General features: G+C 68.6%; 27 protein-coding genes, 1 tRNA gene and 1 other RNA gene. 14 read left to right on the forward strand and 15 right to left on the reverse strand.

Going from position 1 to position 24,221, the window contains the following annotated elements; genetic code table 11:
* Positions 1–24 precede the first annotated feature (24 nt).
* Positions 25–555, forward strand: coding sequence for a hypothetical protein (locus ACFOYW_RS13760; RefSeq protein ID WP_390229967.1), 531 nt, complete (start codon positions 25–27; stop codon positions 553–555).
* 22 nt (positions 556–577) lie between these two features.
* On the opposite strand, the gene ACFOYW_RS13765 is transcribed toward ACFOYW_RS13760, so the two are convergent.
* Complete coding sequence (locus ACFOYW_RS13765; RefSeq protein WP_390229970.1) at positions 578–868, reverse strand: Fe-S cluster assembly protein HesB; 291 nt, start codon at positions 866–868, stop codon at positions 578–580.
* A gap of 130 nt (positions 869–998) precedes the next feature.
* Between ACFOYW_RS13765 and ACFOYW_RS13770 the strand changes: the two genes are divergently transcribed.
* Positions 999–1,074 (forward strand) — tRNA-Val (locus ACFOYW_RS13770).
* Positions 1,075–1,082: 8 nt separating this feature from the next.
* Here the strand turns inward: ACFOYW_RS13770 and ACFOYW_RS13775 are convergent.
* Positions 1,083–1,412, reverse strand: coding sequence for a hypothetical protein (locus ACFOYW_RS13775; protein ID WP_390229972.1), 330 nt, complete (start codon positions 1,410–1,412; stop codon positions 1,083–1,085).
* 213 nt (positions 1,413–1,625) lie between these two features.
* Here ACFOYW_RS13775 and ACFOYW_RS13780 point away from each other — a divergent pair, with 213 nt between their 5' ends.
* The 3 genes from ACFOYW_RS13780 to ACFOYW_RS13790 are packed head-to-tail and all read left to right on the forward strand — an operon-like array spanning position 1,626 to position 3,704.
* Complete coding sequence (locus tag ACFOYW_RS13780; protein WP_390229975.1) at positions 1,626–2,522, forward strand: alpha/beta hydrolase; 897 nt, start codon at positions 1,626–1,628, stop codon at positions 2,520–2,522.
* Positions 2,519–2,887, forward strand: a complete 369-nt coding sequence (locus ACFOYW_RS13785; RefSeq protein ID WP_390229977.1) for a TraR/DksA family transcriptional regulator — start codon at positions 2,519–2,521, stop codon at positions 2,885–2,887. Before ACFOYW_RS13780 ends, ACFOYW_RS13785 begins: the two co-directional genes overlap by 4 nt.
* Before the next feature lie 43 nt (positions 2,888–2,930).
* Positions 2,931–3,704, forward strand: a complete 774-nt coding sequence (locus ACFOYW_RS13790; RefSeq protein WP_390231388.1) for a COG4705 family protein — start codon at positions 2,931–2,933, stop codon at positions 3,702–3,704.
* Here the strand turns inward: ACFOYW_RS13790 and ACFOYW_RS13795 are convergent.
* The 5 genes from ACFOYW_RS13795 to ACFOYW_RS13815 form a co-directional block, all read right to left on the reverse strand.
* Entirely contained in the window at positions 3,676–4,932 is a 1,257-nt protein-coding gene (locus tag ACFOYW_RS13795; protein WP_390229980.1) for a glycoside hydrolase family 3 N-terminal domain-containing protein, read from the reverse strand. The two genes, ACFOYW_RS13790 and ACFOYW_RS13795, sit on opposite strands and share 29 nt — an antisense overlap.
* 19 nt (positions 4,933–4,951) lie before the next feature.
* Positions 4,952–5,668, reverse strand: a complete 717-nt coding sequence (locus tag ACFOYW_RS13800; protein ID WP_390229983.1) for a HEAT repeat domain-containing protein — start codon at positions 5,666–5,668, stop codon at positions 4,952–4,954.
* Between the two features lie 29 nt (positions 5,669–5,697).
* Positions 5,698–6,567 carry a universal stress protein gene (locus ACFOYW_RS13805; RefSeq protein WP_390229985.1) on the reverse strand — a complete coding sequence of 290 codons (870 nt, stop codon included), beginning with the start codon at positions 6,565–6,567 and terminating at the stop codon, positions 5,698–5,700.
* 154 nt (positions 6,568–6,721) lie between these two features.
* Positions 6,722–7,222: a dihydrofolate reductase gene (locus tag ACFOYW_RS13810; RefSeq protein WP_390229987.1), complete on the reverse strand. Its 501-nt coding sequence runs from the start codon at positions 7,220–7,222 to the stop codon at positions 6,722–6,724.
* Entirely contained in the window at positions 7,222–8,040 is an 819-nt protein-coding gene (locus tag ACFOYW_RS13815) for a thymidylate synthase (protein ID WP_390231390.1), read from the reverse strand. The genes ACFOYW_RS13810 and ACFOYW_RS13815 overlap by 1 nt, the downstream gene beginning before the upstream one ends.
* Positions 8,041–8,125: 85 nt before the next feature.
* On the opposite strand from ACFOYW_RS13815, the gene ACFOYW_RS13820 reads away from it, so the two are divergent.
* From ACFOYW_RS13820 to rnpB, 4 genes are all read left to right on the forward strand, one after another.
* The gene (locus tag ACFOYW_RS13820) at positions 8,126–8,995 is read left to right on the forward strand and encodes a hypothetical protein (protein WP_390229990.1); all 870 of its coding nucleotides are present in this window, start codon (positions 8,126–8,128) and stop codon (positions 8,993–8,995) included.
* Positions 8,996–9,005: 10 nt separating this feature from the next.
* Complete coding sequence (locus ACFOYW_RS13825; RefSeq protein ID WP_390229993.1) at positions 9,006–9,824, forward strand: Nif3-like dinuclear metal center hexameric protein; 819 nt, start codon at positions 9,006–9,008, stop codon at positions 9,822–9,824.
* Between the two features lie 41 nt (positions 9,825–9,865).
* Positions 9,866–10,594 (forward strand): zinc ribbon domain-containing protein, encoded by a 729-nt coding sequence (locus ACFOYW_RS13830; RefSeq protein WP_390229996.1) that lies wholly within the window; start codon positions 9,866–9,868, stop codon positions 10,592–10,594.
* A 29-nt stretch (positions 10,595–10,623) separates the two neighbouring features.
* An RNA gene (gene rnpB / locus ACFOYW_RS13835) (RNase P RNA component class A) lies at positions 10,624–11,020 on the forward strand.
* A gap of 8 nt (positions 11,021–11,028) precedes the next feature.
* On the opposite strand, the gene ppgK is transcribed toward rnpB, so the two are convergent.
* Together ppgK and map are read right to left on the reverse strand one after the other, a co-directional pair.
* Positions 11,029–11,787 (reverse strand): polyphosphate--glucose phosphotransferase, encoded by a 759-nt coding sequence (gene ppgK, locus ACFOYW_RS13840; protein WP_390229999.1) that lies wholly within the window; start codon positions 11,785–11,787, stop codon positions 11,029–11,031.
* A 13-nt stretch (positions 11,788–11,800) separates the two neighbouring features.
* A complete protein-coding gene (gene map, locus ACFOYW_RS13845) occupies positions 11,801–12,667 on the reverse strand; it encodes a type I methionyl aminopeptidase (protein ID WP_390230002.1) in 867 nt (288 codons plus the stop codon).
* Between the two features lie 12 nt (positions 12,668–12,679).
* Between map and ACFOYW_RS13850 the strand changes: the two genes are divergently transcribed.
* A complete protein-coding gene (locus ACFOYW_RS13850) occupies positions 12,680–12,877 on the forward strand; it encodes an SPOR domain-containing protein (protein WP_390230005.1) in 198 nt (65 codons plus the stop codon).
* Between the two features lie 4 nt (positions 12,878–12,881).
* On the opposite strand, the gene panB is transcribed toward ACFOYW_RS13850, so the two are convergent.
* Positions 12,882–13,694 carry a 3-methyl-2-oxobutanoate hydroxymethyltransferase gene (gene panB, locus ACFOYW_RS13855; RefSeq protein ID WP_390230007.1) on the reverse strand — a complete coding sequence of 271 codons (813 nt, stop codon included), beginning with the start codon at positions 13,692–13,694 and terminating at the stop codon, positions 12,882–12,884.
* A gap of 60 nt (positions 13,695–13,754) precedes the next feature.
* Here panB and glnA (ACFOYW_RS13860) point away from each other — a divergent pair, with 60 nt between their 5' ends.
* Both glnA (ACFOYW_RS13860) and ACFOYW_RS13865 read left to right on the forward strand, forming a co-directional pair.
* On the forward strand, positions 13,755–15,092 hold the full coding sequence (gene glnA / locus ACFOYW_RS13860; RefSeq protein WP_390230010.1) for a type I glutamate--ammonia ligase: 1,338 nt from the start codon (positions 13,755–13,757) through the stop codon (positions 15,090–15,092).
* A 35-nt stretch (positions 15,093–15,127) separates the two neighbouring features.
* Positions 15,128–18,115: a bifunctional [glutamine synthetase] adenylyltransferase/[glutamine synthetase]-adenylyl-L-tyrosine phosphorylase gene (locus ACFOYW_RS13865; RefSeq protein ID WP_390230013.1), complete on the forward strand. Its 2,988-nt coding sequence runs from the start codon at positions 15,128–15,130 to the stop codon at positions 18,113–18,115.
* A gap of 44 nt (positions 18,116–18,159) precedes the next feature.
* Here the strand turns inward: ACFOYW_RS13865 and glnA (ACFOYW_RS13870) are convergent, their stop codons facing one another.
* A complete protein-coding gene (gene glnA / locus ACFOYW_RS13870; protein WP_390230016.1) occupies positions 18,160–19,584 on the reverse strand; it encodes a type I glutamate--ammonia ligase in 1,425 nt (474 codons plus the stop codon).
* A 139-nt stretch (positions 19,585–19,723) separates the two neighbouring features.
* On the opposite strand from glnA (ACFOYW_RS13870), the gene ACFOYW_RS13875 reads away from it, so the two are divergent.
* The gene (locus ACFOYW_RS13875) at positions 19,724–20,137 is read left to right on the forward strand and encodes an RDD family protein (RefSeq protein ID WP_390230018.1); all 414 of its coding nucleotides are present in this window, start codon (positions 19,724–19,726) and stop codon (positions 20,135–20,137) included.
* A gap of 4 nt (positions 20,138–20,141) precedes the next feature.
* Here the strand turns inward: ACFOYW_RS13875 and ACFOYW_RS13880 are convergent, their stop codons facing one another.
* From ACFOYW_RS13880 to ACFOYW_RS13895, 4 genes are all read right to left on the reverse strand, one after another.
* Complete coding sequence (locus ACFOYW_RS13880; protein WP_390230021.1) at positions 20,142–20,852, reverse strand: DUF4191 domain-containing protein; 711 nt, start codon at positions 20,850–20,852, stop codon at positions 20,142–20,144.
* 35 nt (positions 20,853–20,887) lie between these two features.
* A complete protein-coding gene (gene lipA, locus ACFOYW_RS13885) occupies positions 20,888–21,850 on the reverse strand; it encodes a lipoyl synthase (protein ID WP_390231393.1) in 963 nt (320 codons plus the stop codon).
* A 2-nt stretch (positions 21,851–21,852) separates the two neighbouring features.
* Positions 21,853–22,530, reverse strand: a complete 678-nt coding sequence (gene lipB, locus ACFOYW_RS13890; RefSeq protein ID WP_390230023.1) for a lipoyl(octanoyl) transferase LipB — start codon at positions 22,528–22,530, stop codon at positions 21,853–21,855.
* A 66-nt stretch (positions 22,531–22,596) separates the two neighbouring features.
* Positions 22,597–22,764 carry a hypothetical protein gene (locus ACFOYW_RS13895; protein ID WP_390230026.1) on the reverse strand — a complete coding sequence of 56 codons (168 nt, stop codon included), beginning with the start codon at positions 22,762–22,764 and terminating at the stop codon, positions 22,597–22,599.
* Between the two features lie 121 nt (positions 22,765–22,885).
* On the opposite strand from ACFOYW_RS13895, the gene ACFOYW_RS13900 reads away from it, so the two are divergent.
* The gene (locus ACFOYW_RS13900) at positions 22,886–24,220 is read left to right on the forward strand and encodes a hypothetical protein (protein WP_390230028.1); all 1,335 of its coding nucleotides are present in this window, start codon (positions 22,886–22,888) and stop codon (positions 24,218–24,220) included.
* The last annotated feature ends 1 nt before the right edge of the window (position 24,221 follow it).

Consider the following 24,221-nt stretch of genomic DNA (forward strand, 5'->3'; position numbering starts at 1 on the left):
TCCACGCTACGCAAGGATTGAGTGATGAGCTACGAGGCGACCGAGCGCAGCACCGACTATGCAGGCACCCGCGTCGAGCTCGCGTCGAATGCCCGCTTCGAAGCTCTGGTCGCCGCCTTCGAGCAGGCCGTGCCGGAGCTGACGGATGCCGCAGCGCTAGCCAGAGTCGCAGAAGAGGGGGACTGGGCGAGCTTCGCACGCGGTCTGGCCTGGGAGGCGCCGAGCGGGTTCGTCCGCGTCTTCAGCTCCCGGCCGGGGGAGCTGTTCCGGCTGGCCGGGAGCGGCACGCCGAGCGCGGTATGGCTCATCGTGAACCATCCGATCGCGGCGCGGCTGTACCGCCACGATCCGGCGACCATGCTGTATTCGCCACTGCGCATCGAGGCTCATGCCGCATCGCCGGCGGGGACGGTTCTGGCGTTCGACGTGCCGAGCGCACGGCTACGCGGCTTCGGAATCAACAAGATCACCCAGGCCGGTGCCGAATTGGACCGTGCGCTGGGTGATCTCGTCGAAGACCTCGGGCTGCCGAGGCCGGCGGCGCTGCGTCGCTGAATGCAGCGCCGATGAGGGCGGCTTAGAGGGCCGCCTGCTCCGCGAGGGAGAAGCGGATGTTGCCCTCCGTGCTGACGTCAGCGTCGAGGACCTTGTCGTCGAGCGCCGTTGCGGCGTTCGGCTCGAGGAACACGCGGGCGCCGTCGGCCTCGACGATCGTGTCGGTCTCGGCGGGGCCCGGGGTCACCTCGACGGCGTACTCGGTCGACTCAGGGGTGGAGGTGCTGATCCGCAGACCACCCTCAGCAGTGGTGCCCCCGCGGGAGGCGAGGGTCTTCACGACAGTGGTCGCGTTCTCGGTCATGGTGAGCATGGTGCTTCCTTCCGCTAGCGATCAGGAACCAGCCACGAAACCCCACCACAGCCGATGCTTCAACCCATCTCGCCGCACGTTGCGGAGATTGCCAGGTCGCTGTGTGCCTGACACCTAAGGTGGGTACCGAGGGCCTTTAGCTCAGTTGGTAGAGCACTTGGTTTACACCCAAGATGTCGTCGGTTCGAGCCCGGCAGGGCCCACCACTTGCCACCTAGTCCACGCTGAACTGCGTCAAGAGGCTCGGGCCGGTCTTGAGGGCTGCGATCACCTCGCCGGTCTCCGGGTCGACGAGGAGTTCGGCGGGACCGCCGCCGTGCTCAATAGTGGCGATCTCCTCTGCTGTCTGCTTTCCGACCAGAGCGTGCAGTCGCGCGAGATAGTCGGGAGCGCTCGTGCCGGGCTCGCCGACGGACTCGGCCGACCCAGTCGGGGTGTCCGCGTTCGTAGGTGAGCCGGCAACGAGCACCAGTGCTGCGGCCAGAGTCGCGAAGACTGCGCCGGCTGCGCGATTGAGGGGATTCGGATTCGTTCGTGGGCGCACTTGACCTCACTGCTCCTTTAGGACGACGGCGATTCGACGATGCCAGCCTGGGTCAGGCAACGGACGCAAGGAGCGGTTTGAGGGCGAACAGAGTAGGACTCGCGGGCATGTTGGGGAATTCGCGCCGTGAGTCTGTGCAGTGCACGAGCACATGCAGAATCGTCTCAACACCATCGTTCGCCCCGCACTCAGCCGAAAGAGCACTGCGCCGTCATGGAGTCCGCTACCGCACCAGAACCCATCGACTACTACTCGTCGGGCACGAGGTGTTCAGCGCTGCTGTGGCACCCGGTGACATCGCCGAGCGGCCCTGCTGCGCCGGCTGTCGTACTCTGCCACGGCTTCCGCGGCATCAAGGAGTGGGGACTGCCGGCGTTCGCCGAGCTCTTCGCTCGGGCAGGTTTCGTCGCACTCGCGATCGACTATCGCGGCTTCGGTGAATCCGACGGCGAACAGGGGCGCCTCGTGCCGCGCGAGCAGGTCGCAGACATCCGTGCCGCGCTGTCGTGGCTCGAGGCGCAGGACTTCGTCGATTCCGCGCAGCTCGTGCTGTACGGAACGAGCTTCGGCGGCGGGAACGTCGTGCAGGCGGCGGCCGAGGACGAGCGAGTCAGCGCAGTCGTGTGCCAGGTCGGTCTGGGTGATGTGCGACGTCGATGGGCCCAGGTCTGGGAACAGCTCGAGCCGATCGTCGTCGAGGATCGCAAGCAGCGCGCGGTCACTGGTGTGTCTCGGCGGATCGATCCGGGCGGCATGCTCGACAACGCCCAGTCGAACGCCGCCATCGCTGCGGCCGAGGCGCGCTGGCCGCGCATCAGCGTCAGCTTCCCGCTCGAGGCGGTCGAGGCCGTCTTTGAGTTCGCGCCCGAGCGGGTGGTCGATGCCATTTCACCGCGGCCGATCCTGTTCCTCGGCGCCCGGAACGATCTCGCCGTCCCGCTCGCCGAGACGGAGTCGCTGTTCGCCGCGGCACGCGAGCCGAAGCGCATGCACGTCTACGACATCACGCACTACGACATCTACGAGCACCCGCACCTCGATCGCGCGGTGGGGGACTCGCTCTCCTTCCTCGCCGAACACGGAATCGGCCCGGCAACGCCCGCACGATGAGCACCGATCCCAGCGACGAAGCCCGATTCGAGCGGATGCTTCGAGCCCGCCGGGCCGAGCTCGACGACGATTCCGCGGCGGTCGACGCACGCCTCGAGGCTCTCGGTGCCATGCGCGACGCGAACACCGATGACGAACACGACCCCGACGGCGCACCGGTGTCGGCCGAGTGGTCGCGGCTCACCGGCATCCGTCTCGAAGCCGACCGCGAGCGCGCCGCCACCGACGCCGCCCTGGCCCGCATCGCGGCCGGCACTTTCGGGACCTGCGAGAGCTGCGGCCGGCCGATCGCGACCGCACGACTCGAGGCGCGGCCGACCGCGACGCTGTGCATCGAATGCGCCGCCCTTATACGCCGCCCTTAGTCGAATCTCAGAATGTCGTGCGCAGACTCGGCGCGTGCGACGAATGGCAATCAAGGTCCCCGAGATCACCGCTCTGTTCTGGGTGACGAAGCTGCTGACGACGGCGCTCGGCGAAGCCGCGAGCGACTGGTTGGTCACAGCGATAAACCCGGTCGTCGCCGTCGCACTGACCTTCGTCGTGTTCGCCGCCGCGATCATCGCGCAGCTGCTGGCACGTCGCTATCACCCGTGGCTGTATTGGCTCGCCGTGACCATGGTCGCCGTCTTCGGCACGATGGCGGCCGACGTGCTGCACGTCGCGCTCGGAGTGCCGTACTACGCGAGCACCGTCGGCTTCGCGGTGATCCTCGCCATCGTCCTCGTCTGGTGGCGCGCAGCCCAGCACACGCTCGACATCCACAGCATCACGACGACGCCGCGCGAGCTGTTCTACTGGGCGACGGTGAGCGCGACCTTCGCGCTCGGCACCGCGGCCGGCGACATGTTCGCGACGTACTTCCACCTCGGATACCTCGGCTCCGCGATCCTGTTCTTCGTCGTGATCCTCGTGCCGTGGGCCGGCTTCCGCTTCCTGCACTGGAACGAGGTCGGCAGCTTCTGGTTCGCGTACATCCTGACCAGGCCGCTCGGAGCCTCATTCGCCGACTGGTTCGGAATGCCGCGCTCGAACGCCGGGCTCGGCTTCGGCCACGGCCCTGTGGCCCTGGTCCTCTTCGTCGCCGTCGCCGTGCTCGTCGCCGTCATCCAGGCCCGATACCCGGGCCGCCGCGCTGCCCACGCCGCATCGCTCACCGGGGCGGCAGATACCGCTCCTTGAGCTGCACGACCCGCGCGCACGCCGACTCCACCTGCGCGGCGAAGGCCGGCGTCGTGCGTGCGGTCGAGAGAACGCCGGCGATCATCTCCGGCGCCTCCTCCGGCGCAGCAGAGACAAGCACCAGGTCGACGCCGGCTCCGATCGCGAGGATCGCCCGCTCCGCCGGCGACCATGCGGCCAGCTGCTGCGCCGCCGAAACGTCATCCGTCATGATCACGCCACCGAAGCCGAGCTGGGCCCGCAGCAGCGTGGTCACGACCGACTGCGCGAAGACGGCGGGCACGCCGGGGGCGAGCTGCGAATAGATGGCACTCGAGACCATGACGACCGGCAGGCCGTCCGCAATGAGGGATCGGTCCACGGCGACCGACGGGCTCGCCGCCGTCGTCGTGGTGTCGGTCACGCCGGCCGAGAAGTCGGTGTTCGCCGTCACAGCGCCGAGCCCCGGGAAATGTTTGGCGACCGGCACGACGCCGCCCGCTCGCATCCCGCTCTCGAAGGCCTCAGCATGCGGCAGCACCGACGCTGCGCCGTAGCCGTATTCGCGCTGCAGCTGCCCGATGGGCGGGTTCGCCGCGGCCTGCTGCGCGGACACGATCACGTCCGAGACCGGCGCGAGATCCATGTCGACGCCCGCTGCGCGCAGCTCAGCCGCCCAGGCGCGGGCGGCTGAGGCAAGAGCAGCCGGACTCATGCTCGCCTGTGTCTCGGCGCTCGGAATGTCACTGAAGCCGGGCCCGCGCAGGACCTGCACCTCGCCGCCCTCCTGATCGGTCGCGATCAGCAGCGGCTGCGTCGAACGATCGGATGCCTGGAACTCGCGCGTGACCTGCGAAGTCACGGCGGCACCCGCCGTGGAGCGCCCCGAGAGGAACACGCCGCCTACTCCGAGATCGGCGACATCGCCGATCGTCGCGCTCGCGGCCGTCGTCGCGGGGGAGCCCACCATGAACAGCTGCCCCACGCACTGCGCGAGACTGAGCCCCGGGGCCGGACTCGCCGTCGGGGACGCCGTTACGGTTGCGGTCTGAGTCGGCGAGACGGATGTCGAGGTCGGCGTGGGGCTCGGCGGGAAGGTCGGCGTCGGCGTGCGAGTCTCGGCCGTCGCCCGAGTCGGCGCCGAATTCGGCACGGCCGAGGGGTGCACGGTGGTCGCGCTGGGCGAAGAACACCCCCCGAGCGCCACGGCCACGGCCGCGGCGAGCAGCACGAGCCGCCCTGGCCTCACGGCTGAGATGCTACGCCGTTCAGCGGGCGAGGAGACGTTGCAATCGTGCCTTCGCCCGGTTCTCCTGCACGATCCACGCGAGGTCGGCGTCGCTGGCGGCGCGCGCTTCCAGCTGCCGCCACAGTTCGAGCCCGCGCTCAGGCGAGCCGGCGATGGCGACGCTCCAGCAGTACCCGAGCCCCTGCCGCAGCGTGCGCACATCTTCGCGTCGGCGCTGCTCGAACGGCACGTTGAGGAGGTGGTCAGTGGCCCGAACGCACGCGTCGAGCGCGGCCTCGGCGAGCTCGGGGTTGCGCAGCAGGCGCGGCTCGCAGATGCCCGCGACGGCGGCGCGCGCCACCCGGGCAGTGCCGCCGAGGAATCCGTCGACCAGCGTGAGGAGCAGCACGGGCGCGTGGTCTCCCACCCGCTGCAACGCCATCGCCACGCCCTCGCGAACTCGCCAGTTGTCGTCGGCGGCGAGCTCGGTGAGGCGCCCGGCCACCTGGGCGTCGTCGGGCCGTTCGAGGTACACGCGCCCGAGCGCCGCCGCAGCGCACGTGCGCCGGAATTCGTCGGGTGAGCCGGTCAGCTGCCAGATGATCTCTTCGGGCGCGACGTCGGCGAAGGCTTCCACGATCGTGAGATTCGCGCGCGGTCCGGGGAGCCCTGAGTTCTCGTCGAGGTAGCGCAACAGGTGCAGCGGCTTGTGCCGCAATGCCGTCAGGTCGTCCCGAGCGTCGGTGAGTGCGGTCATGTCGTGCGCAACCCCACGGCCACGGCGCCCTATTTCTGCGGCACGACGATCGTCGGCCCCTCGAGGTTGAGCACGACGGTGTGACTCACCGAGCCGAGGAAGAAGCGCTGGATGCCGCGCGACGATCGGGTGCCGACGACGAGCAGCGACCCGTTCGCCGCCTGGTCGAGGAGCCCCCATGGCGCGAGGCCGTGTACGAGGCGCTTGGTGATCACGAGCTCAGGCCACTCTGCCGCGAACTGCTCGACCGACTCGTCGAGGACGTCCTGGTGCACCTTCTGCAACGACTCGAGGAAGTTGTCGTCAGGCGGCAGGTAGGCGTCCTGCCAGGGCGTCGGCTCCTGCCACACGTGCACGATGACCAGCTCTTCACCGCCACGCGCGAGCGCGATCCGCGCGGCGACACGGGCGGCAGCGAGAGACGCGGGCGTGCCGTCGACACCGACGACCACGCCGTCGCCTCGCGGGGAACCGCCGTGGGGGATCAGGGCCACCGGGCCCTTCGCGCGCGCCGACAGGCGTGCGCCGAACGAGAACGCGTAGCGGACGGACAGGCCGCGTCGCCGGTCGGTGCCGACGACGACGAGCTTGTCGGGGCTCGTCAGCGAGGCGAGTACCTGGGGCGGGTCGCCCTCGACGATCTGCGGCGTGACCGTGATGGTCGGATGCTTGCGCCGGATGTCCGCCGCGACCTGCTCCGCCTTCGCCTGCACCTCGGCGCGCTTGGCGTCGTCGTACGTCTTCTTCGCATCGAAGACCGTCAGCAGCGTCAGGGGAGCCGCGAGACGATCGATGCGCTCGAGCACCCATTCCAGCGCGGCATCTGCCGAGTCGGCGGGCTTCCAGCCGAGGACGACTTCGTTGACTTCGTAGACGTGGGTTTCGGATGCATCCGCCATTCCGCCACTCAACCGCCGTGCGTGTCCCGTCGTCAAGGAGATGAAATACTTGAGCTATGGCAATCGTCGCAGTGCTCTGGTCCGTCGTCGGTCTCATCGCCCTGGTCGGCGCCGTGCTCGGCATCGCTGCGGCGATCGCGCTCGGCGGTTCGGCCTACCGCAAGTAAGTCAAGAACCGGTAGCGCAGGCCCGCCGGGCTCGTGTGCCAGCCCTCCGGCGGGTCAGCGGATGCCTGGCGCCAGTCCTGCCCGATCAACGGTGCGAACGCGTCGCCCGGAACATCGAGGTCGACCTCGGTGACCTCGAGTCGGCTCGCGTAGGCGATCGTCTGCGCGTAGAGCTCGCCGCCCCCCATGCACCACGCCTGCTTCGCCGGGTCGGCTGCGCCGAGCGCTGCCGCGACCGAGTGCACGACGAGGGCGCCCGGCGCGAGGAATCCGCTGCTACGCGTCACGATGATGTTGTCGCGGCCCGGCATCGGCCTCACCCGCTCGGGCAGGGATTCCCACGTCTTGCGCCCCATGATGACGGTGCCGCCAGTCGTGAACTCCTTGAAGCGACGCTGCTCGCCGGGAATCTGCCATGGGATGTCGCCGTTGCCGCCGATCACGCCCGTCGTGGTCTGTGCCCAGATGAGCGCCAGCGGCGCAGGCACTAGACGGCGACCGCGGCGCGGATCGACGGGTGGTGCTGGTAGCCCACGATCTCGAAGTCCTCGTAGCGATAGTCGAAAATCGAATCGGGCTTCCGGGTGAGCGACAGAGCCGGATAGGGGTACGGGTCGCGGGTGAGCTGCAGCTCGACCTGCTCGACGTGGTTGTCGTAGATGTGGCAATCGCCGCCCGTCCAGACGAAGTCGCCGAGTTCCAGGCCGGTCTGCTGAGCCACCATGTACGTCAGCAGCGCGTAGCTCGCAATGTTGAACGGCACCCCGAGGAACAGGTCCGCGCTGCGCTGATACAGCTGACAGCTGAGCTTCCCGTCCGCGACATAGAACTGGAAGAGAGCGTGGCACGGCATCAGCGCCATCTGGTCGAGCTCGGCAACGTTCCACGCACTCACGATGATCCGCCGGGAGTCGGGGTTCGACGTGAGCGTCTCGATGACCTTCTGGATCTGATCGATGTGCTGACCGTCCGGCGTCGGCCACGAGCGCCACTGGACGCCGTAGACCGGCCCGAGCTCGCCGGCATCGTCCGCCCACTCGTCCCAGATCGTGACGCCGTTGTCGCGCAACCACTGCACGTTGCCTTCGCCGCGCAGGAACCAGAGCAGCTCATAGGCGATCGACTTGAAGTGCACGCGCTTCGTCGTGATGAGGGGGAACCCCTTCGACAGATCGAAGCGCAACTGGCGGCCGAACACGCTGCGCGTGCCGGTTCCCGTGCGGTCGCTCTTGTGCGCACCCGTCGCCATGACGTCGCGCAGCAGGTCTTCGTAGGGCGTCTCGATCAGCTCTGCCACGCCACCCAGAGTACGGCGATCAGGTCAGCGCGGAGCCTCGCGCGTGGCCGCCGGTGGCGGGTGCGTGCTGTCGCGAGGTCGATACGCTGGTCACATGGACAAAAGCGACAACGACAACGGCGTGTCGCGATCCGGTGACGCCGGCACAGGCGACGACGACTCCGACCCCGACGTGACCGCCATCAGCCGCAAGCTGGACGATACGGGCGACACTCTCGGTGCGATCCAGGCGCTCGAGCAGCTCATCATCGAGCGCACCGGCGCGATTCCGATCATCACAGCGGTCCCGGTCCCGGAGCCGGGGCCGACACCGACGCGCGCACCTGAGCCCGAGCCCGCGACCACGACCGTCGTCGAGGCCGAGTCCGTCGCGCCGGCTGAGGTCGCGGAGCCGGCGCAGGTCGCGGAACCCGCGAACGTCGAGGTCGACGCTGCCGACATCGACTGGTCCCTCCCGGAGCCGACTGCGTTCGACGACGAACCCGGATTCAGCGCGTGGGTCGACCCCGAACAGATCGCGGCGGCTTACGACAGCGAACCCAAGCCGAGCTATTCGGATGTCTCGACGCAGGTCTTTGCGGTGTTCTCAGCTGATCGGAGCGAGCCCGAGCCACCGCCCGAACCGACATCGACATCGACATCGACATCGACGCCAGAATCCGAGGCGCCGACGGTGACGCCGGCACCGGAACCCGAGTCGACAGCCGGACTCGCCGCAGAGGCAGCGGCCGCGCCCGAGGCCGTACGCGAGCCATCGACGTCGGCGCAGGAGTCGGTGACCATCTCCATGCAACTCGGCTCGCTCGACGTGACCCCGCAACTCGAACCCGAGGACTCGGACGACGACGTGGTCGACGATCTCGCCGGCGCTGCTCTCGCCGGGCTCACACCGATGGCATCCGCCCCCGAGGCCCTGTCCTCGCCCCCCAGACGCCGCCGCTTCTGGTTCTTCGGGCGCCGGTAGGCTGACCTGCATGCCCTACGCCCTGTCCGAGGTGCTCGCCGTCGCCGAGCGACTGTGGCCCTCGACCGGTGCGGAATCCTGGGACGCGCCCGGACTGGTCACAGGCGCGCTGCAACAGCCCGTCGCCGCGATCCAGCTGAGCGTCGACGCCGTCGCCGCGTCGGTCGATGAGGCGATCGCATCCGGCGCAGACCTCATGATCGCGCATCACCCGCTTCTGCTGCGCGGCGTGACCTCCGTCGCGGAGACGCACTACAAGGGCGCGCTTCTCGCAAAGCTGATCCGTTCAGACACCGCGCTGCTCGCCGCTCATACGAATGCCGACGTGGTGGCCGCGGGCACGAGCGCCGTGCTCGCCGACCGCCTCGGGCTCGTCGACCAGCGCCCGATCGACCCGTCTGCCACCCCCGGCACCGGCATCGGCCGCGTCGGGCAGCTCGCCGAACCGACGACGCTCGGCCGCCTCGCTCGTGCCGTCGCCGAGCTGCTGCCCGCGACGGCGGCCGGCGTGCGCGTCGCAGGCGGGTACGACCACCCGATCCGCACTGTCGCCGTGTGCGGCGGCGCAGGAGACTCGCTGCTGGGTGAGCCGGCCGTGCTCGAAGCCGACGCCTATATCACCGCCGATCTGCGGCATCACCCCGCCTCCGAAGCGCGCGAGCAGCACCTCATCGGTGCAGGCCCGGCTCTGATCGACGTCTCCCACTGGGCGAGCGAGTGGCTGTGGCTCGACGTGGCCGCGGCGCAGCTGCGCGCGCTGCTGCCCGAAGCATCCGTCACCGTCAGTGACGTGCGCACAGACCCGTGGGACTTCGCGATCGTCCAGTGAGGGCGCCTCGACCAGATCACACGTGAACCGAGAAGAGCCGAATGAAAGCAACCCCAGCTGTACAGAAGGAGCTTCTGCGCCTGCAGGAGCACGACAACCACTTGACGCGTATCGCGCACTCGACGAAGAACCTGGCGCAGGACAAGCAGCTCGCGGAGCTGCGCCCGCAGGCTGAGCAGTTGCGCGCGCGCCTCGTCGAGGCGACCGGCCGCGCGGAGGACGCTCGCGCCGAGCAGACACGGTTCGAAGCCGACCTCGCGATCGTCGCGCAGCGACTGCAGCGTGACAACGAGCGTCTGCGGGCGTCAGCCTCCGGAAAGGATATCGCCGCGCTCGAGGGCGAGATCGAATCCCTGCGCCGGCGCCAGCGCACGCTGGAAGACGCCGAGCTCGAGGTCATGGAACGTCTCGAGCAGGCCGAGGGCGAGATCGCCCGAATCCGGGCCGAGCAGGAGCAGCTGCAGGCATCCGTCGATTCGCTGACCACGGCGCGCACAGACGAAGTCGCGCGTCTCGAGCGTCAGCGCGACGACGCGCGGGCCGACCGCATGGTCGTGGCGCAGGGGATTCCCGAGGACCTGCTCGCGGTCTACGAACGTCAGCGCACGCGGTACGGCATCGGCGCTGCCGCAGTCCGCGGGGGAGTGAATCTCGGCAGCAACCTCACGCTCGCCCCGAACGACCTCGTCGCCGTGCGCAACTCGGCACCAGACGATGTCATCATCGACGGCGAGTCGGGCGCGATCCTGGTGCGCGACGAGAACTCCTAGAGTCACCTCGTAGACTCGTCACTCAGGAATGGGTCGGCGAGACGGTCGCGTCAGCTCCGGCCTCGAGTCGAAGCTGCCGAGGAACGTCCGGGCTCCATAGAGCAGGGCGGTGGGTAACACCCACCCGGGGCAACCCGCGAGACAGTGCCACAGAGAACAGACCGCCGCGCAGACCGTGCCGAGAGGCGCGGGCGCGCGGTAAGGGTGAAACGGTGGGGTAAGAGCCCACCAGCGATCGGGGTGACCCGGTCGGCTCGGCAAACCTCGCCCGGAGCAAGGTCAGACAGGGGACCACGAGGCTGCTCGTCTCGTCCCCGGGTAGACCGCTAGAGCGGCGCGGCAACGCGTCGCCGAGAGAGATGGCCGTCCAGGGCTCCGCTTGATCGCGGGCCTCGACAGAACCCGGCGTATCAGCCGGCCCATTCCCCCTTGGTTCAGCTGCGCTGCTGGGCGGCGAGTGCGGCGGAGCCGAGAATCCCGGCGTTATTGAGGAACTTGGCCGGGATCATCTCGGTCTCGATCTTCACGAAGTGGCTCCACTCGTCGAACTGCTTGCTGACGCCGCCGCCGACGATGAAGAGGTCGGGCGAGAACAGCTTCTCGAGCGTCGAGTAGTACTTGGTGAGGCGCTTGCCCCAGTGCTCCCAGGTGAGGTCCTCGCGCTCCTTGGCGGAGTATGCCGCCCTTTTCTCGGCGTCATGGCCGTCGATCTCGAGGTGCCCGAGCTCGGTGTTCGGCACCAGGCGCCCGTCGACGATGAGTGCGCTGCCGATGCCCGTGCCGAGGGTCGTCAGCATGATGGCGCCGGACCGCCCCTTCGCTGCGCCGTACTCGGCTTCTGCGTAGCCGGCAGCGTCAGCATCGTTGACGAACAGAATCGGGTGGCCGATCGTCTGCTCGAAGAACTTCTCGGCGTCGAATCCGATCCACTTCTTCGACACGTTCGCGGCCGACATCGTCTTGCCGTGACGTACGACCGCGGGGAAGTCGATGCCGACGGGAAGGGACTGGTCCGCCTCGAGCTGCTCGAGCACCTTCTTGGTGGTCTCGGCGATGTCGTCAGGCTTTCCGCCTTCCGGAGTCGGGAGCTTCACCCGAGGGGTGATCATCTCGCCGGTGCTGAGGTCGACGACCCCGCCCTTGATGCCCGTTCCGCCGATGTCGATGCCGACTGCCGTCTTCGCCTGCGTCATAGGCAAAAGGCTACTAGGGCAGAGTGAGAACCTCGGCGCCGCGCTCCGTGACGACGAGGGTGTGCTCGAACTGCGCCGTGATCGACTTGTCGCGGGTTGTCACCGTCCAGTCGTCCGCCCACATGTCCCATTCGATGCCTCCGAGAGTCAGCATGGGCTCGATCGTGAAGACCATGCCGGGCACCATGACATCGTCGTAGTGGGGCGCCGAGTCGTAGTGAGGGATGATCAGACCCGAGTGGAACGGCCGCCCGACCCCGTGCCCGGTGAAGTCGCGGACCACGCCATATCCGAACCGCTTCGCGTACGCCTCGATGGCGCGGCCGACGACATTCACCTCGCGCCCTGGCGCCACGGCCTTGATACCGCGATTCATCGCCTCACGCGTGCGCTCGACGAGCTGGGCGACCTCGGGCTGTGCCGTGCCGGCGATGAAGGTCTGATTGCTGTCGCCGTGGAAGCCGTTCTTGAACGCGGTGATGTCGATGTTCACGATGTCGCCGTCCTCGAGCACCGTGTCGTCGGGGATCCCGTGGCAGATCACCTCGTTCACCGACGAACAGAGCGACTTCGGGTAGCCGCGGTAACCGAGCGTCGACGGGTACGCGCCCTGCGCGATGAGGAACTCGTGACCGATACGGTCGAGCTCCTCGGTGGTGACGCCGGGCTTGACGTGCTGGCCGACGAGTTCGATCGCCTGCGCGGCGATGCGGCCCGACTCGCGGATCAGCTCGACATCGCCCGGCGAGTAGACATCGCCCTCGGTGTGCTTCCGCGGTGCGGGCTTGCCGACATAGGCGGGCCGGGGGATGTCCGAGGGCACGGCACGACGCGATGAGATGCGTCCGGGGATCAGGTGACCGGCGGAATCCTTGGGCATAGAGTCAAGCTTATGAGCGACGTGAGCGTGCCTGATATCGAGCACAAGTGGTGGTTCAACACCAAGACCGGCGCCGTCGAGCAGGGCTTCGTCTCACCGGCGCTGGAGCGCCTCGGGCCGTTCAACACGCGCGAGGAGGCCCAGAACGCTTGGGAGAAGATCCGCGAGAACAGCGACAAGTGGGCTGCCGAAGAGGCCGAAGAGGACTGACGCCTCAGTAGCTGTTCTCGGGGCCCGGGTACTCGCCGGCCTCGACATCCGCCTTCCACGCACCTGCCGCGTCGCGCAGGGTCTGACCGATCTGCGCGTACTGCCGGACGAACTTGGGGATCCGCCCCTGGGTGAGTCCTGCCCAGTCCGTCCAGACGAGCAGCTGCCCGTCGCAATGCGGGCCGGCCCCGACACTGATCGTCGGAATCGTGAGCGACTCGGTGACCTTCTTCGCCGCCTCCGCGGGCACCATCTCGAGCACTACCGCGAACGCGCCCGCTTCTTCGACCGCCCGCGCGTCGGCGAGCAGCTGGTCCTCGCCGGCGCCGCGACCCTGGATGACGTGGCCGCCGAGCCGGTGCTCGCTCTGCGGCGTGAACCCGATGTGCGCCATCACGGGTACCCCCGCGTCGACGATATGGCGGATCTGATCGGCCGAGCGGATGCCTCCCTCGAGCTTCACGGCGTGCGCTCCGGTCTCCTTCATCATGCGGATCGCCGAGTGCACGGCATCCGCAACGCCCGTCTCGTACGAGCCGAACGGAAGGTCCGCGATCACGAACGCCCGCGACGCGGCGCGAGCGACGGCCCGCACCAGCGGAATCATCTCGTCCACGGTGACCGGCAACGTCGTGTCGTAGCCGAGCACGTTGTTGGCTGCCGAGTCGCCGACGAGCAGGAAGTCGATTCCGGCCTCGTCGAAGATCTTCGCCGTGAGCTGGTCGTAGCTCGTCAGGCCCGTGATCTTGGTGCCGTTCTGCTTGGCGCTGAGGAAGTGGCGGGTCCGTACGCGCTTGAGCAGCTGCGGCTCTGTCATGGCGTCAGTCTAGGCAGTGGCCTCCGATAGGCTGAGCCGGAACGGAAGGGGCCTATGTCCATGGACAAGCAGCGGGACTTCGTCCTGCGCACCATCGAAGAGCGCGGTGTGAAGTTCGTGCGTCTCTGGTTCACCGATGTCATCGGCACGCTCAAGTCCGTGGCGCTCGCCCCGGCCGAGGTCGAGGGGGCGTTCTCAGAGGGCCTCGGTTTCGACGGCTCGGCGATCGAGGGCCTCACCCGGGCCTACGAGTCCGACCTGCTCGCACACCCCGACCCCACGACGTTCCAGATCCTGCCGTGGCGGGGCGAGATCGACCCGACGGCGCGCATGTTCTGCGACATCACCACGCCTGACGGGGAACCGGCCGTCGCCGACCCGCGCAACGTGCTGAAGCGCACCCTCGAGACCGCCGCCGAGGCCGGGTTCACCTTCTACACGCACCCCGAGATCGAGTTCTATCTGCTCAAGTCGGCGCGCTTCGACAACGACGGCCCCGAGCCGGTCGACGCGGCCGGCTACTTCGACAACGTACCCGGCGGCACCGCGCACGATTTCCGCCGCCGTGCCGTGCGCATGCTCGAGGACCTCGGCATCTCGGTCGAGTTCAGCCATCACGAGGCGGGCCCTGGTCAGAACGAGATCGACCTGCGCTACGCCGACGCGCTCACCATGGCCGACAACATCATGACCTTCCGCACCGTCGTGAAAGAGGTCGCGATCGAGCAGGGCGTGTACGCCACGTTCATGCCGAAGCCGCTGTCCGGCCACCCGGGAAGCGGAATGCACACCCACATGTCGCTCTTCGAGGGCGACACCAACGCGTTCTTCGAAGCCGGCGCGCAGTACCAGTTGTCGAAGACGGCGAAGAAGTTCATCGCGGGCCTTCTGCGCCATGCGCCTGAGATCTCCGCAGTCACCAACCAGTTCGTGAACTCGTACAAGCGCCTCTGGTCGGGCGACGAGGCGCCGAGCTACGTCAGTTGGGGTCACAACAACCGATCCGCGCTCGTACGAGTGCCGCTCTACAAGCCCAACAAGGGGCAGAGTGCGCGCGTCGAATACCGGGCGATCGACTCGGCAGCGAACCCGTACCTCGCCTACGCCCTGATCCTTGCGGCGGGCCTCAAGGGAATCCAGGAGGACTACGAGCTCCCGCCCGAGGCGACCGAAGACGTGTGGTCCCTGACCGACGGCGAGCGGAAGGCACTCGGCTACGAGGCGCTGCCGTCCAACCTCGATGCGGCGATCCGGCTCGTCGAGGGGTCGGAGCTCGTCGCGACGACCCTGGGCGAGCAGGTGTTCGAGAACGTCCTGCGCAACAAGCGGCAGGAGTGGGTGGCGTATCGCGCGCAGGTCACCCCGTGGGAGCTGCGCAGCAACCTCGAGCTGCTGTAGGCGGCCGTTCTCCAGCAAGAAAGGGAGTCGGTCCGATGCGCGTGCGCGAGCCGCTGTCTCTGACTGTCTTCGCTCGCGCCGGGTTCGTCGATCTTTCCGCGTCGCGAGAGCGCCTCAGGGAGTACAGCGAGCTGGTCGGCACCCGACCCGAGCGCGCCATCGAGCTGTTCACGCTCGTCGCCGACCCCGACGCGGCGCTCGCGAGACTGCTGTCGCTCGTGCGACGCTCGCCCGACCACGCCGCTGACTTTCTCGCCGACACGGCACGCGCGGCCCGGGTCGCGCGCGTCGTCGGGGCGAGCGAGGGGCTATCCGAGTTCCTGCACCAGCACCTCGACGAGCTGAGCGCCCTTGAGCGCCCGGTCACCTCGCTACCGAGTGCGGAGGAGCTGCGGTCCGATCTGCTGGAATCGGTCGGTGCCGAGCGCCGGGCAGCAGTGCCCATCGCCGCGCTCGTCGACGAGGAAGGCTGGACCGCCTTCCGGCGTCGCTACCGTCACTGGCTGCTGCGGCTCGCCAGCTATGACCTCGAGCAGGACGACCCGGTCGCGGGGCTCGACGGTGTCGCGGCGTGCCTCTCGGATCTGGCGGGCGCCGCGGTCGAGGCATCCCTCGCAGTGGCGCGCGCGACCGCGAGCGGGAAGGGGCCGGGCAAATTCGACCCGGACCAGGTCGCGCAGACCGCCCTCGCGGTGATCGGCATGGGCAAGGCGGGCGCGCGCGAGCTCAACTACGTGAGCGACGTCGACGTGATCTTCGTCTGCAGCGGATCGGTCGACATCGCGACCCGACTCGCCGTGCTGACCATGCGCGGCACAGATGCTCCGGCCGTCGAGCCCGGACTCTGGCAGCTCGACGCGAACCTGCGCCCCGAGGGGAAGGACGGCGTGCTCGTGCGCACGCTCGAGTCGCACCTCGCGTACTACGACCGCTGGGCGAAGACCTGGGAGTTCCAGGCGCTGCTCAAGGCGCGACCGCTTGCGGGCGATCTCGAGCTCGGGCAGCGCTACGCCGACGCACTCGCACCGCAGGTGTGGAAGAGCGCGGAGCGCGATGGATTCGTCGAGTCGGTGCAGCGCATGCGTGAGCGGGTTGTCGGGCACATCGTCCCTGAAGACGTCGAGTGGGAGCTCAAGCTCGGCCCCGGCGGCCTGCGCGACATCGAGTTCACCGTGCAGCTGTTGCAGCTGGTGCACGGTCATGTCGACCCGGCGGTGCGCGAGGCTGCCACGCTGCCCGCGCTCGCGTCGCTCGTCGCCGGCGGGTATGTGGCCCGTGACGCCGGCGCGGAATTCGCCGCGGACTACCGGACCCTGCGTCTGATGGAGCATCGGGTGCAGCTCACTCGACTGCGCCGCACGCACCTCATGCCGCGCGGCGAAGCGGCGCAGCGAGCACTCGCTCGCGGCACTGGGCTCGCGACGAGCGCCGCGATGCTGGTCGAGCGCTGGGCGGCGATCAAGCGGCGAGTGCGGGGGCTGCACGAGCGGATGTTCTACCGCCCGCTCCTGTCCGCCGTCGCCGCGCTCCCCGCCGAGGACGCGCTGATGGGCGATCGGGCGCTGTCGCCGGAGCAGGCGCAGGCGCGACTCGCGGCGATCGGATTCCGCGACCCGCGGGGTGCGCTCGCGCATATCGGCGCGCTCACGGAAGGCGTCTCACGCGCTGCGACGATCCAGCGCACGCTCTTGCCCGTCATGCTGCAGTGGTTCGCCGACGGCGCCGACCCGGACTACGGGCTGCTCACCTTCCGGCGCCTGTCGGACGAGCTCGGAAACACCCACTGGTTCCTGCGCATGCTGCGCGATTCCTCCGGGGCCGCGCAGCGCCTGACCCGCCTGCTCGCCGGATCCCGCTTCATCGGAGGCCTGCTCGACCTTCTGCCGGAGGCCGTTGCGTGGCTGGACTCCGACGACGAGCTTCGACGGCGACCGCGTGCCGTCCTCGATGACGAGTGCGCCGCCGTGCTCGCCCGCCACGACGGCCTCGACGCCGTCGCGCAGGCCATGCAGACCGCGCGGCGCCGCGAGGTTCTGCGTCTTGCGATCGGCGGCATGCTCGACGTCCTGACGATCGACGAGGTCGCGCAAGGGCTGAGCGACATCACCGAGGTCGTTCTCACCTGCCTCCTTGAAGGCATCCGCCGCGAGAATCGGGCGACGGAGCCGGCCGGTTTCGAGTTCGCGATCATCGCGATGGGCCGCTTCGGAGGGCGCGAGCTCGGCTTCGGCTCCGACGCCGACGTGCTGTACGTCTTCCGGGCGCTGGGGGAGCCGACAGCAGCGAGCACGGCGGTGCGCATCGCGGGCGACCTCAAGCGCCTCTCAGAGGACCCGCGACTGCCGTTCGACCTCGACCTCGACCTGCGGCCCGAGGGCCGCAATGGCCCCGTGGCGCGCTCCCTGGACGCGTACGCCGCCTACTACCAGCGCTGGTCGCTGACCTGGGAGGCGCAGGCCCTCCTGCGGGGGCGCGGCATCGCGGGGGATCCATCGCTCATCGCCGATTTCGAGCAGCTCGCCGACCGCACCCGTTACCCCGCATCCGTTGGCCCGAACGAACTGCGCGAGGTACGTCGCATCAAGGCCCGCGTCGAGTCCGAACGGCTGCCGCAGGGGGCCGATCCCGCCAGGCACCTGAAGCTCGGGCGCGGTTCCCTCTCCGACGTCGAATGGTTCGTGCAGCTCATCCAGCTGCAGCACGCAGCCGCGCTTCCTGCGCTGCGCACCACCTCGACGCTGCGGGCTCTGCAGGCCGCTACCGCAGCGGGACTGGTGGATGAGACGGATGCCGAGCGCCTGCGCGCCGCATGGGTGTTCGCCTCGCGCGCCCGCAGTGCCATGACCCTCTGGACCGCGAAGACGTCTGACGTGCTGCCGTCGGATCGAGGCCAACTCGATGGCGTCGCCCGCCTGATGGGCTACCGCCCGCACTCCGCGAGCCGCCTCGAGGAGGACTATCTCGCGGTCACGCGGCGTGCCCGCGCCGTCTTCGAACGCGGCTTCTACGGCTCCTCCTCCTAGACGACGAAGGCCCCCGCCGAAGCGGGGGCCTTGTGTCTGATCACTTACACGCCGTAGTACAGCTCGTACTCGAACGGGTGCGGGCGCTGAGCGAGGGGCTTCAGCTCCTTCTCGCGCTTGTAGTCGATCCAGGTCTCGATGAGCTCCTCGGTGAACACGCCACCCTTGGTGAGGAACTCGTGGTCGGCCTCGAGCGCGTTGAGCACCGCGTCGAGCGAGCCGGGGACCTGGGGGATCTGCTTGGCCTCCTCGGGGGGAAGCTCGTAAAGGTCCTTGTCGACGGGCTCGTGCGGCTCGATGCGGTTCTGAATGCCGTCGAGACCGGCCATCAGCTGCGCCGCGAAGGCGAGGTACGGGTTCCCCGACGCGTCCGGAGCGCGGAACTCGATGCGCTTGGCCTTGGGGTTCGTTCCCGTGATCGGGATGCGGATCGCCGCCGAGCGGTTGCCGGCCGAGTAGACGAGGTTGACGGGCGCTTCGAAGCCCGGGACCAGACGGTGGAACGAGTTCACCGTCGGGTTCGTGAAGGCGAGCAGCGCGGGCGCGTGGCGGAGGATGCCGCCGATGTACCAGCGGGCCAGGTCGGACAGGCCGCCGTACCCCGCCTCGTCGTAGAACAGCGGCTGGCCACCGTTCCAGAGCGACTGGTGGGTGTGCATGCCCGAGCCGTTGTCGCCGAACAGCGGCTTCGGCATGAACGTGGCGGACTTGCCCCACTCCTCGGCCGTGTTCTTGACGATGTACTTGAACTTCAGGATGTCGTCGGCCGCATGCACCATCGTGTCGAAGCGATAGTTGATCTCGGCCTGGCCGCCCGTGCCCACCTCGTGGTGCGCGCGCTCGAGGATCAGGCCGGCGTCGATCAGCTTCAGCGAGATGTCGTCGCGCAGGTCGGCCTGCTTGTCGACGGGGGAGACGGGGAAATAGCCGCCCTTGTACGGCGTCTTGTTGCCGAGGTTGCCGCCCTCTTCGGTGCGACCCGAGTTCCAAGCGCCCTCTTCAGCGTCGACGTGGTAGAACGAGCCGTTCTGCTTCACCTCGTAGCGAACGTCGTCGAAGATGTAGAACTCGGCCTCGGGGGCGAAGAACGCCGTGTCCGCAATGCCGGTCGAGGCGAGGTACTTCTCGGCCTTCTTGGCGACCTGGCGCGGGTCCTTGGCGTAGATCTCGCCATTGCGCGGGTTGTAGATGTCGAACACCATGATGAGCGTCTTCTCAGCACGGAACGGGTCGAGGTACGCCGTCGTCACGTCGGGGATGAGCTGCATGTCCGACTCGTGGATGTTGGCGAACCCACGGATCGACGATCCATCGAAAAGCTGGCCAACGGTGAAGAAGTCTTCATCGACGGTTGATGCGGGGATGTTGAAGTGCTGCTGCACGCCGGGGAGGTCGGTGAAGCGGATATCAAGGAACTTGACGTCTTCGTCCTTGATGAACTTCAGCACCTCGGAAGAATCCTTGAACATTCAAGCTCCACGGGGTTGGCGGACGGGCGCGAACGCGACCCGTTTGCAGGGTATGGGCAGGCCATTTCTCTGCAGTGACGCGATTGTTTCCGGCATGTTACACGGCCCGCGTGAAGCAGCCGCTTCCTAGGATGAGCAGGTGAGCGCACGTACGGATGTCGTTGCCCCGAGCATCTTCCCAGGGGAGCGACTCGGCCTGCCCGAGTCCGGGCACAGGTCCGTCGGGCGCTTCGGGCGCCGGATCGTGGCGCTCTTCATCGACTGGGCGATCGCATCGGCGATCTCCTGGCTCATCACTCGCCACTACGGCGGCTGGACCGTGTACCCGATCTTCGCGGCTCTGCAGATCCTTGCGATCTGGGCGCTCGGCGGCTCGATCGGCCACCGAATCGTCGGCCTGCGGCTGTCGGCGCTGCCCGGATCGAAGCCGGCCCTCTGGCGGCCCGTGGTACGAAGCATCCTGCTTGCGGTCGTCGTGCCCGCGCTCGTCTGGGACTCGGATCAGCGCGGCTTCCACGACAAGGTCGCGGGAACCGTGCTGGTCCGCAGCTAGTCCGCTAGCGCGGCTGGCGCGGCGCGCGCACGCGGGTCGGGTCGACGCCCTTCGGAATGGGCAGCGCCGTCTGCAGCGACGAGAGCCTGTTGTCGACCGCACCGATCTCGGTCTTGGTGAGCGTCGGCTTGATCTTCGCCAGCGTGCCGGCGACCCTGTGCAGCGGTACAGAGTCGGCGTCAGGGCCGACGCTGATCGTCGTGACGGCGACGTTGGGAACCGTGCGATTGATCTTGCGACGCTCTTCGTCGACCATTCGTGCAGTACGCGACTTCGGGCCCTCGCTGATGAGCACGACACCGCCGCGGCCGACCGCTCGGTACACAGCGTCGCGAGTCTTGCTGTTCACTGCGACCGGCATCTCGCTGCCGCGCCAGCCGCGTCGCAGCGACGAGCGCAGTACGGCTCCGACGGCACCCGCCTGGCCCTCGATCTGCGAGTACGCCGCGCGCTCGGCACGACGCCCCAGTACGACGATTGCGAGCAGCACACCGCCGAGGACGCCGGCGACGATCCACATGACCCGCGTGAAGATGTTCCCCGACAGGAACAGGCCCAGCACGACACCCACGACGACCGGCAGCAAGAAGCCGCCGATCATCAGCGGAAGAGCCTGACTGTCGTACTTGCGGGTCATCTTGAAGACGTCCCACATCTGACGCATGCGACCCGGTTCTGCGGGCTTCTGCGCGTCCGCAGAGCTGTTTCGTGCCATGGCTAAAGGGTACCCGACGCGACCTGTCCGCCCGGCTATGCGGAGCGCTCGACGAGGGCGTCGCGCGCCTGCGCCCAGAGGCGCCCTGCACGGTACGACGAGCGCACGAGCGGTCCCGACATGACGCCGAGGAATCCGATCTCGCGTGCCGCCTCCTCGAAGTCGAGGAACTCCTCAGGCCGCACCCAGCGAGCTACCGGCAGGTGCCGCGGGCTCGGTCGCAGGTACTGCGTGATCGTGATCAGGTCCGTGCCCGCGAGGTGAAGGTCCTCGAGTGCCTGCAGCACCTCTTCCGGCTCCTCACCCATGCCGAGGATCAGGTTCGACTTGGTGATGAGGCCGGCTTCCTTCGCCTGCGTGAGCACACCGAGCGAGCGCTCGTAGCGGAACGCCGGGCGAATGCGCTTGAAGATGCGCGGCACCGTCTCGACGTTGTGCGCGAAGACCTCGGGTCGGGCGCTGAAGACCTCTCCGAGGTGACGCGGGTTGCCCGAGAAATCGGGCACGAGGATCTCGACGCCGACACCGGGAGCCTGCCGGTGGATCTCGCGGATCGTCTCGGCGTACAGCCACGCTCCTTCGTCCGCGAGGTCGTCGCGCGCGACGCCCGTGACCGTCGCGTAGCGCAGCTGCATCTGGGCGACCGACTCCGCGACCCGCCGCGGCTCGTCCATGTCGTAATCGGCGGGCTTCCCGGTGTCGATCTGGCAGAAGTCGCAACGCCGGGTGCACGCCGAGCCGCCGATCAGGAACGTCGCCTCGCGGTCCTCCCAGCACTCGAAGATGTTGGGGCACCCGGCCTCCTGGCAGACCGTGTGGAGCTGCTCGGTCTTGACCAGGTCTTGCAGCTGGCGGTACTCAGGGCCCATCTTCGCCCGGGTCTTGATCCAGTCCGGCTTTTTCTCGATCGGGGTCTGCGCGTTGCGGATCTCCAGGCGCAACAGCTTCCGGCCCGTCGTGTCCTGTGCGGGTCCACCGCCGTTCGTGATGCTCGTGATCGTCACGCGGCCACCACCTGCTGGGCGAAGCGGTGCTCGAAACAGCGCTGCACGACCGGAACGGCCGCCTCGGGGTCGACGATCGCGGTGTCGCCGCGACGGGCGAGCTCGCGCGAGAGGGTCGTCACACCGGCATCACGGATGCCGCAGGCCACGATGCGGTCGTACGGCTCGAGGCCGTTCGAACAGTTCAACGCGAAGCCGTGCATGGTGACCCCTTCCGCGACCCTGAGCCCGATTGCGGCGATCTTGGCGTCGGGAGCGGGTTCGCCGGCATCCGTCGTCTGCGACACCCACACGCCGCTGCGGCCATCGACTCGATGCCCTTCCACGCCGAATTCGGCGACGACGTCGATCAGGACCTGTTCGAGCTGCCGCACGAACGCGACCACGTCGACGGGCTGCGGCAGTCGCATGATCGGGTAGCCGACCAGCTGGCCCGGCCCGTGCCAGGTGATCTTCCCGCCGCGGTCGACGTCGATGACGGGGGTGCCGTCGTCGGGCCGCTCGGAGGCCTCGGTGCGCTTTCCCGCGGTGTAGACCGAGGGGTGCTCGAGGAGGAGGACAGTGTCAGGCGCCGAGCCGCGAACCACGGCAGCGTGGGTTTCACGCTGGAGTTCAAGGGCTTCGAGATACGGCACGGAATTGGCGCTTAGTCCCGTGACGCGGTACTCGATCATGTCGGAGGGTTTCCCTACGTCGGTGGTCTGGAGTTGTATCGCCAGCCTACGCTCCGGCGACGCACGTCAACGGCGGTGCAGCACGAGGAAGTAGAAGAGCGCGAAGACCGCGACGATGGCGACGTTGACGATGAGGCGCACGACGAAGTGATGACGCAGGAACACGACATCGAGGCCGACGATCAGCGCGATCATGACGATGAGTCCGATGATGGCCACAGCAGTGCGTCCCACGCAGCGTTTCTAGCACCTCGCCGGTGCGTCTCGACGTGCACACGCGTCGGGTCGGACCAGTTGTCCACACCTCGCGCTCCCAGCCGAGCGAATCGAGGCCGCGGCTTGCGAGCATCAGGACATGACGGATGCCGCGGCCACTGCGCACGCCGACGACGCGGGGCGTTTCGGCCGTCAGGTCGCCGCCCTGCTTGCCGCGGACTCGGCGCATCTGCCGACGGTGCTCGATGTCACCGCGCTCGGCGGCCGACGCGAACTGGTGCTCGAAGCGGTGGACGGCCCGACGCTCGCCGACGTCGTGATACGGCGACGCCTCACACCGAGCGAGTCCGTGACAGTGGTCGTCAGCGCGGCGCGCGCTGTCGCGGCGCTCCACGCGGCCGGCTATTGCGGCGCCGACCTCGCCGATGACGAGCTGCGCTTCGACCTCACCGGCCGCCCCGTGCTGTTCGGCGTCACCGCGTTGCGCGAAATCATTCAGGCCGGGGCAGGCGGTTCCGCCGACGACTGGCGCGCCATGGGGGCCCTCGCCGAACGACTTGGTCTGCTGATGTCGGCGCGCACCGGCGGCGGTCCGCTCGGCGCACGACAGCTCGGGCTCCGCCTCGCTCTCGCCGCGCTCGGTGCGAACGAGTCAGCCGCGCACCTGGCTCAGCTGGAAGAGGCGCTCTTCGACGTGGCCGAACCGGCGCCAGTTCAGCTGACTGTGCCAGGGCAGTTGAGTGCGCCAGTGCCGCTGAGTGCCGTGTCGGAGCGAACGAGCCGCTCGGTCTCCGATGCCCGAGCAGCACGCAGCGAGATGCGCTCTGGCGCGGCGCACCGCCGCCCCAGCGCTTCGGCACTGGTCGAGGCATTCGACGCCGGACCCGCCGCGCTACTCGCGGCACCGCGCGAGCAGCTGCGACAGTGGCTGGCGACGGCCCGGTCGCGCCTGCGCGGCCGCGCACGCGTGGTCCTCGCCGGAGGCGCGGCAGCGGTGACGCTCATCATGGCCGCAGTCGTTCTCCTGCCCGACGGCACGCCCAGCGGCGCCGCGTCGTCGGCGTCGCCGACCGCGTCCACAGCGCCGACCGCGCGCGACGAGCCCGACCTGGGCGCTGGACCGAGCCCGCCCCATTCGGCTCCCGTGGCGACGGCGTCAGGCTCGGGCTCCGTTGTGCTGGGCGGCACAGACCCCGTCGCCGCGACCACCGAGTTGCTCCTCCGTAGAGACGCCTGCCTTGCAGCGGCGCCGGACGAGCGCACGGCATGTCTCGCGCGGATCGCCGACGGCGGGGCATCCGATCTCGATCGACCGGCGCGGCCGCTCGGCGCGTTGACGCCGTCACTCATCGAGCGCGCAGGCGACTCCGCGCTAATCGCGCTGACCCCGCAACACGCGGAGACAGCACCGGCCTCGGCCCTCGTGATGAGGACCGAGGCCGGATGGCGGCTGAGACAGCTCTACGAGAACTGAG

Origin of the sequence: Gryllotalpicola reticulitermitis (assembly GCF_042651345.1) — a bacterium.
Taxonomy (GTDB): domain Bacteria; phylum Actinomycetota; class Actinomycetes; order Actinomycetales; family Microbacteriaceae; genus Gryllotalpicola; species Gryllotalpicola reticulitermitis.

Coding starts and splice junctions, on each gene's coding strand:
- glnA (WP_390230010.1), top strand. CDS start 13,755: ATGGACAAGCAGCGGGACTTCGTCCTGCGCACCATCGAAGAGCGCGGT.
- ACFOYW_RS13830 (WP_390229996.1), top strand. CDS start 9,866: ATGAAAGCAACCCCAGCTGTACAGAAGGAGCTTCTGCGCCTGCAGGAG.
- ACFOYW_RS13880 (WP_390230021.1), bottom strand. CDS start 20,852: ATGGCACGAAACAGCTCTGCGGACGCGCAGAAGCCCGCAGAACCGGGT.
- ACFOYW_RS13865 (WP_390230013.1), top strand. CDS start 15,128: ATGCGCGTGCGCGAGCCGCTGTCTCTGACTGTCTTCGCTCGCGCCGGG.
- ACFOYW_RS13760 (WP_390229967.1), top strand. CDS start 25: ATGAGCTACGAGGCGACCGAGCGCAGCACCGACTATGCAGGCACCCGC.
- panB (WP_390230007.1), bottom strand. CDS start 13,694: ATGACAGAGCCGCAGCTGCTCAAGCGCGTACGGACCCGCCACTTCCTC.
- ACFOYW_RS13800 (WP_390229983.1), bottom strand. CDS start 5,668: ATGACCGCACTCACCGACGCTCGGGACGACCTGACGGCATTGCGGCAC.
- ACFOYW_RS13790 (WP_390231388.1), top strand. CDS start 2,931: ATGGCAATCAAGGTCCCCGAGATCACCGCTCTGTTCTGGGTGACGAAG.
- ACFOYW_RS13825 (WP_390229993.1), top strand. CDS start 9,006: ATGCCCTACGCCCTGTCCGAGGTGCTCGCCGTCGCCGAGCGACTGTGG.
- ACFOYW_RS13900 (WP_390230028.1), top strand. CDS start 22,886: ATGACGGATGCCGCGGCCACTGCGCACGCCGACGACGCGGGGCGTTTC.
- map (WP_390230002.1), bottom strand. CDS start 12,667: ATGCCCAAGGATTCCGCCGGTCACCTGATCCCCGGACGCATCTCATCG.
- ACFOYW_RS13780 (WP_390229975.1), top strand. CDS start 1,626: ATGGAGTCCGCTACCGCACCAGAACCCATCGACTACTACTCGTCGGGC.
- ACFOYW_RS13850 (WP_390230005.1), top strand. CDS start 12,680: ATGAGCGACGTGAGCGTGCCTGATATCGAGCACAAGTGGTGGTTCAAC.
- glnA (WP_390230016.1), bottom strand. CDS start 19,584: ATGTTCAAGGATTCTTCCGAGGTGCTGAAGTTCATCAAGGACGAAGAC.
- lipB (WP_390230023.1), bottom strand. CDS start 22,530: ATGATCGAGTACCGCGTCACGGGACTAAGCGCCAATTCCGTGCCGTAT.
- ACFOYW_RS13785 (WP_390229977.1), top strand. CDS start 2,519: ATGAGCACCGATCCCAGCGACGAAGCCCGATTCGAGCGGATGCTTCGA.
- ppgK (WP_390229999.1), bottom strand. CDS start 11,787: ATGACGCAGGCGAAGACGGCAGTCGGCATCGACATCGGCGGAACGGGC.
- ACFOYW_RS13820 (WP_390229990.1), top strand. CDS start 8,126: ATGGACAAAAGCGACAACGACAACGGCGTGTCGCGATCCGGTGACGCC.
- ACFOYW_RS13805 (WP_390229985.1), bottom strand. CDS start 6,567: ATGGCGGATGCATCCGAAACCCACGTCTACGAAGTCAACGAAGTCGTC.
- ACFOYW_RS13765 (WP_390229970.1), bottom strand. CDS start 868: ATGCTCACCATGACCGAGAACGCGACCACTGTCGTGAAGACCCTCGCC.